The sequence below is a fragment of the Bradyrhizobium sp. USDA 241 genome (genome assembly GCF_049739505.1).
Lineage (GTDB): Bacteria > Pseudomonadota > Alphaproteobacteria > Rhizobiales > Xanthobacteraceae > Bradyrhizobium > Bradyrhizobium liaoningense.
The window spans coordinates 3,424,879-3,440,622 of record NZ_JBMGPZ010000005.1 but is presented as its reverse complement, the minus strand read 5'-3'; the positions used below and the strand labels follow the sequence as shown (position 1 = coordinate 3,440,622).

The following is a 15,744-nucleotide window of genomic DNA, read 5'->3' as shown; positions in this document are numbered from 1 at the left end:
TCTCGAGTCGGGGTGGCGCGTTAGGCGGCGCGCACGCCTGCCAGGAACGTTCCGACTTCGCCGGAGAGCTGCTCGGCCTGCTTGGAGAGGTTCGAGGCCGCAGCGAGCACCATGCCGGCGGCATTGCCGGTCTCGTTGGCGGCGGTGGAGACGACACCGATATTGGTGGTGACCTCCTTGGTCGCCTCGGCGGTCTGCGAGACGCTGCGGGCGATCTCGGCGGTGGCGGCGCCTTGCTCCTCGATCGCGGCGCCGATCGAGGTCGCGATGCGGCTGACCTCCTCGATGGTGGCGGTGATGCCGCCGATGGCGTCCACCGCTTCCTTGGTCGCGCCCTGGATCTGGGCGATCTTGTCGCCGATCTCGCGGGTGGCTTCCGCAGTCTGGCTCGCCAGCGACTTCACCTCGGAGGCGACGACCGCAAAGCCGCGGCCGGCTTCGCCGGCGCGGGCGGCCTCGATGGTGGCGTTGAGCGCAAGCAGATTGGTCTGTGCCGCGATGCTGGAGATCAGCTCGGCGACGTGCTCGATCTGCTGCGCGCCGTCGGACAATGCACGCACGATGGTGTCGGTGCGGCGGGCGCTGTCGACGGCGCGCCCGGTGACCTCGGCGGATTGCGCGACCTGACGGCTGATCTCGGTGATGGAGGAGGAGAGCTCTTCGGCGGCGGCCGCGACGGTCTGGACGCGCTGGCTGGCCTCGGTGGCGGCGGAGCCGACCACGGCGGCACGGCGGTTGGTGCCTTCGGCGGTCGAGGACATCGACTTGGCGGTATTCTCGAGCTCGCCGGAGCCGGAGGCCATCAGGCCCACGAGCTGGCCGACGGAGGCATCGAAGCGGTCGGCAAGTGCGATCAGCGCCTCGCGCTTCTCCTGCTCGGTGCGCGTCTTGGTGGCGGCCTGTTCGGCCTCGAGCGCGCGCGCCGTCAATGCCGTCTGGCGCAGGATTTCGAGGGTCTCGGCCATGCGGCCGATCTCGTCGCCGCGATCGGTCTCCTCGACCGGCTTGTCGATGGCGCCTTCGGAGATCGCCTGCATGCGGGTCTTCTGGCGCTCGAGCGCGCCGAGCACGTCGCGGGCGATCAGCCAGGACAGCGTCGCCATCAGCAGCATCAGGCCGAGGCCGATTGCGCCGAGCTCGAGTGTCAAGGCGCGCACATCGGCGTCGATGTCGTCGACATAGAGGCCGTAGGCGATCGCGACGTTCCAGGGCGCAAAGTGGCGCGCGAACACCAGTTTGCGAACCGGAACGGTCTCGCCCGGACGCGGGAAGAGATAGGACAGGATCGCGCCTTCAGCCGCCTGCTTGGCCGTGCTGACCGTGGCATCGCCGATCACGATGCCATTGGCATCCTTGATCCCGTTGTTCTTGCCCTCGAGCTGAGGCGCGCCGCCGTTCATCATAACGGTTGAATCGGCGGTGTAGACGACGGGATAGCCCTGGCCACCGTTGAACTTCATCTGCCGGCCGCGCAGCTTGAACTGGGCTTGCGCATCGGCGAGCGTCATCTTGCCGGCGGTCACATCGTCCTGAAGCGATTGCGCGAAGCCGTGCAGCAGATCGACCGCCGTCTGCATCTGGCGTGCGCGATCTTCGAGCATGCGGGTCTTGCTGAGATAGCTCGACCCGACGATGAGAGCGGTGACGGTGAGCGCCGCGAGACAGACCATGCTGGCGAGCTTGGTGCGGATCTTCAGGTGACTGAGCAGCGACATGACGGCCTCGGGAACGGTTGTAGAATGCTTGTTCTCGCGCAGCCGTATCAGGAAATTCTTACCATTCCTGAACGTAGAGGATGGCGTGTTCAGGCGCAGCGCAATCTGCGCAGTCGTGGACAGGCATACGCAGGCGAAAAGCCGGCGCTTGCGACGACGTAGTCAAGAAAAAATGGATCGTGCCTGCGTTCGCGCGATCAGGCGGGTTCGATCGAGTATCGATTCGCCGATGCACGGCGTCGCGGTGAACCGCCCCAGATGCTGCGCAGCTTACGCCGCGCGCACACCTGCCAGGAACGTTCCGACTTCGCCGGAGAGCTGCTCGGCCTGCTTGGAGAGGTTCGAGGCTGCGGCGAGCACCATGCCGGCGGCGTTGCCGGTCTCGTTGGCGGCGGTGGAGACGACGCCGATATTGGTGGTGACCTCCTTGGTCGCCTCCGCCGTCTGCGAGACGCTGCGGGCGATCTCGGCGGTGGCGGCGCCTTGCTCCTCGATGGCGGCGCCGATCGAGGTCGCGATGCGGCTGACCTCCTCGATGGTGGCGGTGATGCCGCCGATGGCGTCCACCGCTTCCTTGGTCGCGCCCTGGATCTGGGCGATCTTGTCGCCGATCTCGCGGGTGGCTTCCGCAGTCTGGCTCGCCAGCGACTTCACCTCGGAGGCGACGACCGCAAAGCCGCGGCCGGCTTCGCCGGCGCGGGCGGCCTCGATGGTGGCGTTGAGCGCAAGCAGGTTGGTCTGTGCCGCGATGCTGGAGATCAGCTCGGCGACGTGCTCGATCTGCTGCGCGCCGTCGGACAATGCACGCACGATGGTGTCGGTGCGGCGGGCGCTGTCTACGGCACGGCCGGTGACCTCGGCGGATTGCGCGACCTGACGGCTGATCTCGGTGATGGAGGAGGAGAGCTCTTCGGCGGCGGCCGCGACGGTCTGGACGCGCTGGCTGGCCTCGGTGGCGGCGGAGCCGACCACGGCGGCACGGCGGTTGGTGCCTTCGGCGGTGGAGGACATCGACTTGGCGGTATTCTCGAGTTCACCGGAGCCGGAGGCCATCAGGCCGACGAGCTGGCCGACGGAGGCATCGAAGCGGTCGGCGAGGGCGATCAGGGCCTCGCGCTTCTCCTGTTCGGTGCGCGTCTTTGTGGCGGCCTGCTCGGCCTCGAGCGTGCGGGCCGTCAGCGCCGTCTGGCGCAGGACTTCGAGGGTCTCGGCCATGCGGCCGAGCTCGTCGCCGCGGTCGGTCTCCTCGACCGGCTTGTCGATGGCGCCTTCGGAGATCGCCTGCATGCGGGTCTTCTGACGGTCGAGCGCGCCGAGCACGTCGCGGGCGATCAGCCAGGACAGCGCCGCCATCAGCAGCATCAGGCCGACGCCGATCGCGGCGAGCTCGAGTGTCAAGGCGCGCACATCGGCATCGATGTCGTCGACATAGAGGCCGTAGCTGATCGTCACGTTCCAGGGCGCGAATTTACGCGCGAACACGGTCTTGCGGAGCGGCTCGGTCTGGCCGGGACGGGGATAGAGATAGGAGGTGACGCCGCCCTGCGCGGTCTCGCTGCCGGCCTTGATGATGGCCTCGGCGATCAGCACGCCGTTGGAATCCTTGGCGCCGGTGATCTTGCCTTCGAGCTGCTGATTGGCGCCGTTCACGACCAGGGAGCCATCCTGATTGTAAACCACCGGATAGCCCTGGTTGCCGTTGAAGTTCATGCGGCGGCCGCGCTGGTGGAACAGGCTCTTGGCCTCGGCCGGCGTCAGCTTGCCGGCGGTCACTTCGTCCTGGAGCGCTTGGGCGTAGTTGTAGAGGAGCTCGACGGCGGTCCGCATCTGCTGGACGCGGTCCTCCATCATGCGGCTCTTGCTGAGCACGGCCGATACGCCGATGATGGCCGTGACTGTGAGAGCCGCAAGGCAGACCATGCTGGCAAGCTTGGTGCGGATCTTCAAATGGCTCAGCAGCTTCATCACAGCCCCTACGGAATGATTGTTATTGCTCGCATGGGTAGCAGGAAGTTCTTACCAAACGTGAACATGCGCGCGCAGGACCGCGCCGCGCGAAAGCTGCGGTGCGGTCCTATGCGCAAGCCTGCAACCAAACCGACGACAGGCGTCGGTGCAGGCCAATGCGGATGCCGGAGAGAATTGGTTTTTCGCTTTGGTCAACCTGCGTCGCAGGAGCGCTCATGAATCGATTCGTTCACCGAATCATCATGTCCGTGCTGCTCGTGGCGGTCCTCGTTCTCATCTGGAACGTGCTGGGGACGCGCTGACCGGCACCGGCAAATCCGCCGGTGCCGTCTTACTTTCAGGTTAACCGGCGAAGCGCGCGTCAGCGCCGCGCATAGGCGTCGCCGCCTGCGCCGCTCTCCTTGCCCATCGCGGCATCGACGCTCACCGAGCCGCCGCCGGCCGCCGAGAGATAGAGACAGGCGAAGCAGAACAGGATCGCGGCGGTGCCGCCGTTCAGCAGCGGCAGGAACACCGGCGTCTCGCCCTTGAACATGTGGCCCATGAAGTAGGCGAAGGCCATTTCACCCGCGAGGATGAACGCGGTGAGCCGCGTGAACAGGCCGAGCATCAGGAGCGCGCCGAGCACGAGCTCGATCGCGCCGGCCGTCCAGATCAGCGGCGGAATGTTGGCGAAGTAGGGAAGCACCGGAAACTTGAACAGCTTGGCGACGCCGTACTGGAACAGCAACAGGCCGGTGACGAAGCGAAACAGGCTCAGCAGAACCGGTTGAAAGCGAGAGAGATAAGGAAAGTCCATTGGTTTGCCCTCCATCCAATGCTGCGACTTGGACCGCATTCAGTTTCGTCTCGCAAGCCACCTACGATCAATTCCGCGCTGACATTTTTGTCATGTCGGACAAAACACCGCAGGCCCGGCTTTTCAGCCGCGCGCGATCCGCCTTTTTTGCGCGTTCGCCTGGGGCTCGTACGTAATATCCCGGTGACGCCAAGGGATGCAGGTTACGTCGGGGAGACCTACTCCCGCAAGGCGGGGACGATCAGGAATGGAATCATTCCGAGGATCACGCTCGCAAGCGCGAAGACCAGCAGGAGATTGTAGCCGTGTGTTGCGTCGTGAATCAGACCGCCGCTCCATGAGCCGAAGGCCGAGCCCAGGCCGCTGCCGATCGAGATCGTGCCGAAGATGGTGCCGACGCGCTTGCCGCGAAAAATCTTCATCGCGGTGGCGGTGATCAGCGGCCCGCGGGAGCCCATCATGCTGCCGAAGCAGACGACGAAACCGGTGAGCAGGATGACGTTCGGATAGTACTGCAGCAGCCAGAGCAGAACGATGCCGAGGATCGAGATCGCGTAGCTGAGCAGCACCGACGGCCGGCGTCCGATCAGTCCGTCGAGCGCGGAGACGCCGAGCATGCCGAACACCAGCACGACGCCGGAGAAGCCCCAGGCGGTCGCAGCCTGGAGCGGCGGAAAGCCGGCGTCGATCAAATAGGCCACGATCTGCGCCGCGATGGAATACATTCCGACCGCGGTGAAGAAGAAGGTCGAGAACAGCGCCCAGAAGGCATGGTGACGCATCGCGCTCACAAGGGTCCAGCCGCCGTCGACGAAATCCGGATCGGTCTTCTTGGCGACGTGCGGTGAGCCGGCCGCAAACATGCGCCAGGGCAGGAGCAGCAGCGGCACCAGCAGCCCGAGCGCGGCGAGGCCGTAGACCTGATAGGTTTCGCGCCAGCCGAGATGATCGATCAGAAGCTGCGAGGCCGGAAGCAATGCCAGCACGCCGCCGCCCATCGCCGAATAGACCACGGCCATGGCGGTCGGCAGCTTTGGGCCGAACCAGCGGCCGAGCAGGATCGAGTTGGGCACATTGCCGATGAAGGCGACGCCGATGCCGAGGCAGATGCCGATCAAGAGCTGGAATTGCCAGAGGGCTTGCGCATGGCTCGCGATCAGAAAGGCCGAACCGAGCAGGACCAACCCGAGCGCATAGACGATACGCGGTCCGGAATGATCGAAGAGGCGCCCGACCAACGGTGCGGTCAGGCCGCTGACGAGCCAGGTCAGTGAATAGATCGAGACGGCCTGGGCACGGTCCCAGCCAAGATTTTCGGAGATCGGCTTGAGGAAGACGGTGAAGCTCTCGCTGAGCCCGCGCCCAAGAACCGCCAGCGTAAAGCACAGGCCGAGCACGACGAGAGCGGTGCGCACCGCGGTCGGCCTGGTGCTTCCGGCGTGTTCCTTGCTCGCTTCCGCTGTCGTTTCCTTGGTCGCGTTCTGGTCCATTGCCGGTCAGGAGGCGCGCTTCGGCGCGACCTGACAAGCAGTGAAAAGCTCATACGCCTATGCAGGCTTGATGAGCACGTGCTTCTTCTTGCCGAAGGACAGCTTGATCACACCTTCCGGCGTCAGATTGCCAGTCGACAGCGCCATCTTCTCGTCGGTAATTGGCGCGTCGTTGACGCGCAGGCCGCCGCCCTTGATCTGCCGCCGGGCTTCACCGTTGGAGGCAACCAAGCCTGCCTTGACGAAAGCGTTGAGCACGCCGAGGCCGGCGTCCAGCTCGCCACGCGGAATTTCCACGGTCGGCAGGCTTTCAGCGAGCGCGCCTTCCTCGAAGGTGCGGCGCGCGGTCTCCGCCGCTTCGTTCGCGGCGTCCCGGCCGTGCAGCAGCGCGGTTGCTTCGGTCGCGAGCACCTTCTTGGCCTCGTTGATCTCCGAGCCGCCCAGCGCCTCGAGCTTCTTGATCTCGGCGATCGGCAGCGTCGTGAACAGCTTCAGGAACTTGCCGACGTCGGCGTCCTCGGTGTTGCGCCAGTACTGCCAGAAATCATAGGACGAGAACTGGTCGGCATTGAGCCACACCGCGCCTTGCGCGGTCTTGCCCATCTTGGCGCCCGACGCGGTCGTCAGCAGCGGTGTCGTCAGCGCGAACAGTTGGTGGGTGCCCATGCGGCGGCCGAGATCGACGCCCATGATGATGTTGCCCCACTGGTCCGAGCCGCCCATCTGCAAGCGGCAGCCGGTGCGCTTGGCCAGCTCGACGAAGTCGTAGGCCTGGCAGACCATGTAGTTGAACTCGATGAAGCTCATCTCCTGCTCGCGCTCGAGACGCAGCCGCACGGAATCCATGGTCAGCATGCGATTGACCGAGAAGTGCCGGCCGACATCGCGCAGCATCTCGATCCAGTTCAGCTTGGTCAGCCACTCCGCATTGTCGAGCATGATGGCGTCGCTCTTGCCCTCGCCATAGCGGAGCACCTTTGCGAACACGCCGCGGATCGATTCCTTGTTGGCCTCGATCTCGGCGACGGTGCGCATCGCGCGCGTCTCATCCTTGCCGGAGGGGTCGCCCACCATGGTGGTGCCGCCGCCCATCAGCGTGATCGGCTTGTTGCCGGACTGCTGGAGCCAGTGCAGCATCATCATGGTCAGGTAATTGCCGATGTGCAGCGAGCGGGCGGTGCAATCGTAGCCGACATAGGCGATGGCTTCGCCCTTGGCGGCAAGCGCATCCAGCCCCTCGAAATCGGAGCACTGGTGGATAAATCCACGTTCCTGCAGGATATTGAGGAAATCCGATTTAAATGCAGTCATCTGTCGGCGTGCCTGACAATTCTTGGTTTACTGTTTTGAGGGCAATTTAAGGGTCTTCCGCGGGAACCCGATGACCGCCCGCCACCTGGCGCGTTGGCATTATAAGATGTGTCCCTCTGGCACAAGATCGGCAGGCCAGGGCGGGTCTCTTGAGGACGCTGATCCATGATGTTGACGGCACTCGGTCTGATGAGCGGCACCTCGCTGGACGGGGTGGATGTCGCGCTGATCGAAACCGACGGAAAACAGGTGAAGGCGTTCGGGCCGACCGGCTACCGGGCCTACAGCCCGGCCGAGCGCAACCTGCTGCGCCAGGCGCTGAGCGAGGCCGTGCATCTGCCGCAACGCGACGCCCGCCCGGGCATTCTGGCCGATGCCGAGCGCGCGGTGACGCGGGCCCATGCCGAGGCGGTCACTGCCTTCCTCGCCCAGAACCGCATGAGGCCGGAGGACATCGACATCGTCGGCTTCCACGGCCAGACCGTGCTGCACCGGCCCGAGAAGCGGCTGACGGTGCAGATCGGCGATGGGCCGGCACTGGCCAAGGCGATCCATATTCCCGTCATGTATGATTTCCGCGCGGCCGACGTCGAGGCCGGCGGGCAGGGTGCGCCCTTCGTGCCGGTCTACCACCGGGCGCTCGTCCAATCGCTGCAGCGCGAGGGGCCGATCGTCGTGGTCAATATCGGCGGCGTCTCCAACATCACCTATATCGACGGCAACGACGCGCTGATTGCCTGCGACACCGGCCCGGGCAATGCGCTGCTGGACGATTTCATGTACCGCACCATGAACCAGGCGTTCGATGCGGAAGGCAAATTCGCAGCGCTCGGCAAGGTGGATGATGCCTGGATTGCGCGGGCGCTGGAACTTCCGTTCTTTGCGCTGCCCCCGCCGAAATCGCTCGACCGCAACGATTTTGCCGCTCTGAAACTCGGCGACGTCGCTCCGGCCGACGGTGCCGCGACGCTGACCGCCTTCACCGCAGCGGCGATTGCCCGCATCATTCCGCTGTTGCCGCGGCGGCCGCGGAGCTGGATCGTCTGCGGCGGCGGCGCCCGCAACCTGACCATGCTGCGGATGCTGCGGGAGCGCGTGGGCTCGGCGACCGTCGAGGCCGCCGACACGCTCGGCTGGGCCTCCGACGCCATCGAGGCGCAGGCCTTCGGATTCCTCGCCGCCCGCGGCTTGAAGGGCCTGCCGCTGTCCTATCCGTCCACCACGGGCGTGCCGATGCCGATGACGGGCGGGGTCATGGCGCGGCCCTGAGATCGCGGCCAATTAATGCAGATGCATTGATCTTGACGAATACATGCAAATGCATCTATACTGGATGCAATTGCATCAACCCGTCGGGATCGCTGCCATGACCGCCTCGCTCAAACTGATCAGCCACAAGCTTTGTCCCTATGTGCAGCGCGCGGTGATCGCGCTGAAAGAGAAGGGCGTGCCGTTCGAGCGGATCGACATCGATCTCGCCAGCAAGCCCGACTGGTTTCTGAAGCTGTCTCCGCTCGGCAAGGTGCCGGTGCTTGTGGTGACGACGGAGAAGGGCGAGGTCGCGCTGTTCGAGAGCAACGTCATCTGCGAGTACATCGAGGAGACGCAAGGCGGTGCGAAGCTGCATCCGGCGGATGCTTTGAAACGCGCCGAGCACCGCGCCTGGATGGAGTTCGGCTCGGCGATCCTCGGTGATCTCTGGGGCCTGGAAACCACGACCGATCCGGCGACGTTCGAGAACAAGCGTCAGGCGCTCGCGGCGAAATTTGCGCGCGTCGAGGCCGCGCTCGACGCAGGCCCATTCTTTTCCGGCGACGCGTTCAGTCTCGTCGACGCCGTGTTCGCGCCGGTCTTCCGCTATTTCGATCTGTTCGACGAATTGACCGAGCACGGCATCTTCCGCGATGTACCGAAGGTCCGTGCGTGGCGCGCCGAACTCGCGAAACGTCCGAGTGTGCGCAGCGCGGTCGGCGCGGACTATCCGCAATTGCTGCGCGCCTTCCTCGTGCGGCACGACGCGCATCTGCTCAGGCTTGCGGCCTGAGCGCGCGCCATGTCGCCGTCATTGGCTTGGGCCATGCTCATGCTCGCGGGCCTGCTCGACGTCGGCTGGGCGATCGCGATGAAGAATGCGGAAGGCTACACGCGACCCGGCTGGAGCATCGCGTCGCTCGTGCTGCTCGCTGCCTTCGTCTTCCTGCTGGGACGCGCCTTGAAGGTGCTCGAGGTCGGCGTTGCCTATTCGGTCTGGACCGGCATTGGCGCCGCCGGCACCTTCCTGATGGGCGTGGTGCTGTTCGGCGAGTCCTTGAGCGCGATGAAGCTTGCGGGCATCGCGCTCGTCTTGATGGGGATCGTCGCGCTCAAGCTGGCTTAGCGCACGTTGGCGAGACGCATGTCCAGATACGCCGTGATGGTTTCCATCAGCGGCTCGAGCTTGGCGTCGAAGAAATGGTTGGCGCCGGGGATGATCTGCTGGTCGATCACGATGCCCTTCTGCGTCTTCAGCTTCTCGACCAGCGTGTTGACGTCCTTGGGCGGCACCACCGCATCCTTCTCGCCATGCACGATCAGGCCCGACGACGGGCAGGGCGCTAGGAACGAGAAGTCATAGAGGTTCGCGGGCGGCGCGATCGAGATGAAGCCTTCGACCTCGGGGCGGCGCATCAGCAGCTGCATGCCGATCCAGGCGCCGAACGAGAAGCCGGCGACCCAGCAGGCGCGCGCTTCGGGATTGATGGTCTGCGCCCAGTCGAGCGCGGCGGCTGCATCCGACAATTCGCCGGTGCCGTGGTCGAACGAACCCTGGCTGCGGCCGACGCCGCGGAAATTGAAGCGCAGCACCGAGAAGCCGCGATGCGCGAAGGCGTAGTAGCACTGGTACACGATCTGATGGTTCATCGTGCCGTGGAACTGCGGATGCGGATGCAGGATCATCGCGATCGGCGCGTTCTTCTGCTTGGCCGGGTGATAGCGGCCTTCGAGACGGCCCGCAGGGCCGGTAAAAATGACTTCAGGCATGGATGTCTCTGATTGAGTCCCTTGGAGGTGATCCCTGCGCAATCAACCGACTGTGGCTCCATCAGCGTTGCTGCCGACGGGAGCACGAATGAGGGTGGAGAGGCGCGCCCTCGGATGATGCGCGAGTGGCGCGCAGGTGAACTGACGCGCGCGTTCTAGCACGAGGCAAGGGTCAAAAAGCAAGCATCTTCGACATCTCTCAATGGGCTCAAGAGCTTAGTCAGTCATGGCAGCGTCATCTTCGGCCTGCCGCCCCTGATCGGGACCTGCCCGAGGTCAACCGGAGAACGGCAGGAGCCGGCCGCCGCCGGAGGGCAGCGCTCAACCAATTGGAATCACGACTGTTTCGCCGGTCGATCGGCAATGTTGATTCCGGGGTCGGTTCGGCTTCCGAGCGAGACGACCGCCGGCCGGTAGCGTCGGCTGCCCCCGAGCGACTGCCCGTTGTCGAAGGCGAGCTCGAAATCTCCTGAAGGCTTGAGGTCCACGCCGCGCACCCGGTCGAGATTGGCAAGCCTGGTCCGATGAACGCGGACGATGGAAAATCGCGCCAGCTCGCTTTCCGCGGCCGCCAGCGTGCCCCGGATCAGGTGCTGGCTGCCGTCGGCGAGGCTGTATTCGATATAGTTGCCGGCGGACGCGACCCAGAGGATGTCGTGCGGCACCACGCGAAGGCGGCGCGTACCGTCGCGCAGCCAGATCACATCCGGCGATGAAGCCTGTTGGGGGCCCTGTGGTGCCGGCGGAGCGGCCGCGGCGCTCTTCAGCTCGCGGCGGCTTTCGAGCAGCCAGATCGTGCCGGCGATCAGGACGACCGCCACGGCATCCTTGCGGAATTCGTAAAGGACCGTCGCAAGCGAAAAACGGAAATCGTAGGCCCCGCCGGCGAGCCAGAGCGCAAGCTTCCGCACCCAGACCATGCCGGTGATGTGGAGCGCCGAAAAGCCGAGCAGGGTGATCGCCCCGATTGCTGCGCGGACGGCAAGGCCGGGCGTCCGGCGCATGCGGCGGACCGCCAGCACCAGGATCGGCAGCAGCAGCAGGATGACGGCAATGCTCGACATCTCCCAGAACAGCCGCCGGCCGATGTCGTAGCGGTCGCCGCGCCAGGCGGCGTCCTGAGCGCCCGAAAACGCGTTGACGATTCCGATCGCGAGCGCAACCGCCGCAATCGCGGCGAACATCGTCTGGTCGCCGCCGCTGGTCCCAAAAGGCCCGCGACTCGTCCCGGCCGCGGGCGGCTCGTCCCCCCGCGTCCGATTCTGATCCCAAACCGGCTCGACGCGCGCCGCCGGCGGAGCATTTTCGGTGTCAGCAGCCATGGCCCGGAAACCGCGTTCGTCGTCCCGTCAAGGAGCAGAATACCATGACAACACCACAGCAGTTCCAAAGCTCGGACAGGCGCATCGATCTGGACTGGGTGCGAATTTTAGCCTTTGGGCTGCTGATCTTCTACCACGTCGGCATGCTTTACGTGTCCTGGGGATTTCACATCAAGAGCGTGCACCGGCTCACCTGGCTGGAACCGGTGATGCTGTTTCTCAACCCCTGGCGGCTGTCGCTTCTGTTTCTGGTGTCCGGGGTTGCCACACGCTTCATGCTGGACAAGTCGAGTCTCGCCTCGCTGGCCGGTGCGCGGTCGGCGCGGCTCTTGATCCCGCTGATCTTCGGCATGCTCATCATCGTGCCGCCGCAGTCCTACCTCCAGATCGTCGAGAGCCTCGGCTATTCCGCGGGCTTTTTCGATTTCTACACCCGGCACTATCTTGCCTTCGGGGCGCAGTTCTGTCCGAACCCCTGCATCGTGTTGCCGACCTGGAACCATCTCTGGTTCGTGGTCTATCTGTGGGTCTACACGATGGCCTTGCTCGGCGTGCTCGCGCTTTGGCCGGCCGGCGCCGACTGGCTCGGCCGCAAGCTGGCCGTCTTGCTCGCCGGGCCATCGCTCCTGATCGTGCCGTGCCTGCTGTTTGTGGCTTGGCGTCTGGTGCTGTTCCCGGCCTTCCCGTCGACGCATGCGTTGTTCGGCGACTGGTACAACCACGGGGACCACGCCACGGCCTTCCTGATCGGCTTTCTGCTGGCGAAGCAGGAAGGGATCTGGCGCAACGTCGAGGGCTGGCGTTGGGTGGCATTGGTCGCTGCGGCCGTCTGCTTCTCGGCCTTCATCCTGGTTCGCGCCGGTCTGTTTGCGCCATCGCCGGCGCTGAAGTGGGCCGCCGCCTCGGCCTATGGTGGCTACCAATGGCTCGCGATTGCAGCCGTGCTCGGCTTTGCGCGGCGCTACTTCACAGCCGACGGACCCGTGCGTCGCTATCTGACCGACGCGATCTTCCCGTACTACATCGTGCATCAGACCGCGATCATCGTGATCGCCCATCAATTGCATGACACCGGTATGCCGGCCGGGATCGAGGCGTTCATCGTCATCATCGGGACCGCACTCACATGTGTGACGACCTACGAAATCGTCCGGCGCATCGCCTGCCTGCGGCCGCTGTTCGGATTGCGGGCGGTGCCGCGGACAGTGCTCAGGACGGAGCAGCACCAGCCGGTCTGATACGCTCCGTCCCGTTGGTCCGCTGGCAAAAGGTGCTATGAGGGCGAGATGCCGACACGTGTCTATCTCGACTGGAATGCGACCACGCCGCTGCGCCCCGAGGCGCGGGCGGCGATGGTCGCGGCCTATGACCTCGTCGGCAATCCGTCATCGGTCCATGCCGAGGGGCGGGAGGCGCGACGGCTGGTCGAGGAGGCGCGTGCCGCGCTGGCGGCCGCGGTCGGCGCGCTGCCGCGGAACGTCATCTTCACCTCCGCTGGAACCGAGGCCAATGCGCTGGCGCTCTCGCCGGGTCTGCGGGGGCCGTGGGGAGGCCCCGTCGAGCGGCTGCTGGTCTCGGCGGTTGAGCATGCCTCGGTGCTGGCAGGCGGCCGGTTCCCGTCGGACAGGATCGGCCAGATCCGGGTTACGCGCTCCGGCGTGGTCGATCTCGATGATCTGAAGGCACAGCTCGAGGACGGCCCGCCAGCTTTGGTTTCAATCATGGCTGCCAATAACGAGACCGGCGCGCTCCAGCCCGTCGCTGAGGCCGCAAGCGTCGTCCATGAGGCCGGCGGCCTCCTGCACGTGGATGCGATCCAGGCGCTGGGTAAAATCCCTTTCGATATCAATTCCGTAGGCGCAGACCTTGCCACCTTTTCTGCGCACAAGATCGGTGGCCCCAAGGGGGTCGGCGCATTGGTGATGACCGAGGGGATCGGCGGCCTGGAGCCGGTGCTGCGGGGTGGCGGGCAGGAGCTCAGCCGTCGGGCCGGAACCGAGAATGTCGCGGGGATCGCCGGCTTCGGGGCGGCGGTGAAAGCCGCGCTTCAGGCTCTGCCGGAGGATGTGAAGCGAATGGCAACTCTCAGAGATCGTTTGGAAAATGGCCTTCGCGACCTTGCCGGAGCGACGGTCTTTGCAGATGACGTGGAGCGATTGCCAAATACCGTGCTCTTCACCGCGGCGGGCCTGAAGGCCGAAACTGCCGTAATCGGCTTCGACCTGGAGGGGATCGCCGTCTCCTCCGGCTCCGCCTGCTCCTCCGGCAAGGTCCAGCCGTCCCACGTCCTGTCTGCCATGGGCTACGCCCCCTCGGTCGCCCAGGGAGCGGTGCGCCTCAGTCTGGGCTGGTCCACGGAGCCAGATGACATCAATAGGGCGTTAGAGGCTTGGCGAACGCTTGGTAATACCCTACTTAAGGGCTAAGCGATGAAACACGGCTCGAACGGTTCTAAGCCCGTGCTTTCCGCAGAGAAATATCGTAATACTCGACCGAGTTTGATCCACCGCGGTCCTTGAAACCGCGAGCGGAGGATGAAATGCCAGCCGTACAAGAGACGGTCGAGCGCGTGAAGCGCATCGACGTCGACCAGTATCGTTATGGGTTTGAGACCCTGATCGAGTCCGACAAGGCCCCCAAGGGGCTGTCGGAAGAAACCGTCAAGTTCATCTCCGGGAAGAAGAACGAGCCCGCCTGGATGCTGCAGTGGCGGCTTGAAGCCTATCGGCGCTGGCTGACCATGACGGAGCCGACCTGGGCGCGCGTCGACTATCCCAAGATCGACTTCCAGGACCTCTATTACTATTCGGCGCCGAAGCCGAAGAAGACGATCTCCTCGCTCGACGAGATCGATCCGGAGATCCTGAAGACCTACGAGAAGCTCGGCATCCCCTTGCGGGAAGTCGCCATGCTCGAAGGCGTCGAGCCCAAACCTGGCGAGGAAGACCCGGCCCGGCGCAAGATTGCGGTCGATGCGGTGTTCGACTCGGTGTCGGTTGCCACCACGTTCAAGGCCGAGCTGAAGAAGGCCGGCGTGATCTTCATGCCGATCTCGGAGGCGATCCGCGAGCATCCTGAGCTGGTGCAGAAGTATCTCGGCTCGGTGGTTCCGACCTCGGACAATTTCTACGCGACGCTGAACTCGGCGGTGTTCTCCGACGGCTCGTTCGTCTACGTGCCGCCCGGCGTGCGCTGCCCGATGGAGCTGTCGACCTATTTCCGCATCAACGAGCGCAACACCGGCCAGTTCGAGCGCACGCTGATCATCGCCGACAAGGGTTCCTACGTCTCCTATCTCGAAGGCTGCACCGCGCCGCAGCGCGACGAGAACCAGCTGCACGCGGCCGTGGTCGAGCTCGTCGCGCATGACGATGCCGAGATCAAATATTCGACGGTGCAGAACTGGTATCCCGGCAATTCGGAAGGCAAGGGCGGCATCTACAATTTCGTCACCAAGCGTGGCGACTGCCGCGGCAACAACTCCAAGATCTCCTGGACCCAGGTCGAGACGGGATCGGCGATCACCTGGAAATATCCGAGCTGCATCCTGCGCGGCGACAATTCGCGCGGCGAGTTCTATTCGATCGCGATCTCGAACGGCTATCAGCAGGTCGACAGCGGCACCAAGATGATCCATCTCGGCAAGAACACGACGAGCCGGATCATCTCCAAGGGCATCGCCGCCGGCAAGTCGCAGAACACCTATCGCGGCCTCGTCACGGCGCACCGCAAGGCGACCGGCGCGCGCAACTTCACGGCCTGCGATTCGCTGCTGATCGGCGACAAATGCGGCGCGCACACCGTGCCGTACATCGAGGCGAAGAACTCGTCGGCGACGTTCGAGCACGAGGCGACCACCTCGAAGATCTCCGAGGACGTGCTGTTCTACTGCATCCAGCGCGGGCTCAGCCAGGAAGAGGCGGTCGGCCTCGTCGTCAACGGCTTCGTCAAGGACGTGCTGCAGCAGCTGCCGATGGAATTCGCGGTAGAGGCGCAGAAGCTGATCTCGATCTCGCTCGAAGGGTCGGTCGGCTAGCTCCGGCCTCATCCTGAGGAGGCCGCGTCAGCGGCCGTCTCGAAGGATGGATTTCGGAAAGATTGGTGGCCTCAATCCTTCG

At 64.8% G+C, this 15,744-nt stretch carries 13 protein-coding genes; 6 read left to right on the top strand and 7 right to left on the bottom strand.

Annotated features, from left to right (window positions below):
* Window positions 1-20 precede the first annotated feature (20 nt).
* The 5 genes from ABIF91_RS38480 to tyrS all read right to left on the bottom strand — a co-directional run bounded on the left by ABIF91_RS38480 (window position 21) and on the right by tyrS (window position 7,283).
* On the bottom strand, window positions 21-1,715 hold the full coding sequence (locus ABIF91_RS38480) for a methyl-accepting chemotaxis protein (RefSeq protein WP_284277876.1): 1,695 nt from the start codon (window positions 1,713-1,715) through the stop codon (window positions 21-23).
* 270 nt (window positions 1,716-1,985) lie between these two features.
* Window positions 1,986-3,680 carry a methyl-accepting chemotaxis protein gene (locus ABIF91_RS38475; RefSeq protein WP_284277878.1) on the bottom strand — a complete coding sequence of 565 codons (1,695 nt, stop codon included), beginning with the start codon at window positions 3,678-3,680 and terminating at the stop codon, window positions 1,986-1,988.
* 364 nt (window positions 3,681-4,044) lie between these two features.
* The gene (locus ABIF91_RS38470; protein WP_028177234.1) at window positions 4,045-4,482 is read right to left on the bottom strand and encodes a DoxX family protein; all 438 of its coding nucleotides are present in this window, start codon (window positions 4,480-4,482) and stop codon (window positions 4,045-4,047) included.
* A gap of 218 nt (window positions 4,483-4,700) precedes the next feature.
* Window positions 4,701-5,972: an MFS transporter gene (locus tag ABIF91_RS38465; RefSeq protein WP_028177235.1), complete on the bottom strand. Its 1,272-nt coding sequence runs from the start codon at window positions 5,970-5,972 to the stop codon at window positions 4,701-4,703.
* Window positions 5,973-6,029: 57 nt separating this feature from the next.
* Entirely contained in the window at window positions 6,030-7,283 is a 1,254-nt protein-coding gene (gene tyrS / locus ABIF91_RS38460; protein WP_028177236.1) for a tyrosine--tRNA ligase, read from the bottom strand.
* 165 nt (window positions 7,284-7,448) lie between these two features.
* Here tyrS and ABIF91_RS38455 point away from each other — a divergent pair, with 165 nt between their 5' ends.
* The 3 genes from ABIF91_RS38455 to ABIF91_RS38445 all read left to right on the top strand — a co-directional run bounded on the left by ABIF91_RS38455 (window position 7,449) and on the right by ABIF91_RS38445 (window position 9,660).
* On the top strand, window positions 7,449-8,552 hold the full coding sequence (locus ABIF91_RS38455; RefSeq protein WP_028177237.1) for an anhydro-N-acetylmuramic acid kinase: 1,104 nt from the start codon (window positions 7,449-7,451) through the stop codon (window positions 8,550-8,552).
* Window positions 8,553-8,649: 97 nt separating this feature from the next.
* Window positions 8,650-9,327: a glutathione S-transferase family protein gene (locus tag ABIF91_RS38450; RefSeq protein WP_028177238.1), complete on the top strand. Its 678-nt coding sequence runs from the start codon at window positions 8,650-8,652 to the stop codon at window positions 9,325-9,327.
* Between the two features lie 9 nt (window positions 9,328-9,336).
* Window positions 9,337-9,660 carry a DMT family transporter gene (locus ABIF91_RS38445; RefSeq protein ID WP_028177239.1) on the top strand — a complete coding sequence of 108 codons (324 nt, stop codon included), beginning with the start codon at window positions 9,337-9,339 and terminating at the stop codon, window positions 9,658-9,660.
* Here ABIF91_RS38445 and ABIF91_RS38440 read toward each other — a convergent pair.
* Window positions 9,657-10,304 carry an alpha/beta hydrolase gene (locus ABIF91_RS38440; protein ID WP_024337874.1) on the bottom strand — a complete coding sequence of 216 codons (648 nt, stop codon included), beginning with the start codon at window positions 10,302-10,304 and terminating at the stop codon, window positions 9,657-9,659. The two genes, ABIF91_RS38445 and ABIF91_RS38440, sit on opposite strands and share 4 nt — an antisense overlap.
* A gap of 335 nt (window positions 10,305-10,639) precedes the next feature.
* On the bottom strand, window positions 10,640-11,488 hold the full coding sequence (locus ABIF91_RS38435; RefSeq protein ID WP_244430099.1) for a LytTR family DNA-binding domain-containing protein: 849 nt from the start codon (window positions 11,486-11,488) through the stop codon (window positions 10,640-10,642).
* Window positions 11,489-11,670: 182 nt separating this feature from the next.
* On the opposite strand from ABIF91_RS38435, the gene ABIF91_RS38430 reads away from it, so the two are divergent.
* The 3 genes from ABIF91_RS38430 to sufB all read left to right on the top strand — a co-directional run bounded on the left by ABIF91_RS38430 (window position 11,671) and on the right by sufB (window position 15,662).
* Window positions 11,671-12,864, top strand: coding sequence for an acyltransferase family protein (locus ABIF91_RS38430; RefSeq protein ID WP_028177241.1), 1,194 nt, complete (start codon window positions 11,671-11,673; stop codon window positions 12,862-12,864).
* Between the two features lie 48 nt (window positions 12,865-12,912).
* Window positions 12,913-14,052 (top strand): cysteine desulfurase family protein, encoded by a 1,140-nt coding sequence (locus tag ABIF91_RS38425; RefSeq protein ID WP_028177242.1) that lies wholly within the window; start codon window positions 12,913-12,915, stop codon window positions 14,050-14,052.
* Between the two features lie 113 nt (window positions 14,053-14,165).
* A complete protein-coding gene (gene sufB, locus ABIF91_RS38420; RefSeq protein WP_028177243.1) occupies window positions 14,166-15,662 on the top strand; it encodes a Fe-S cluster assembly protein SufB in 1,497 nt (498 codons plus the stop codon).
* Window positions 15,663-15,744: the final 82 nt, after the last annotated feature.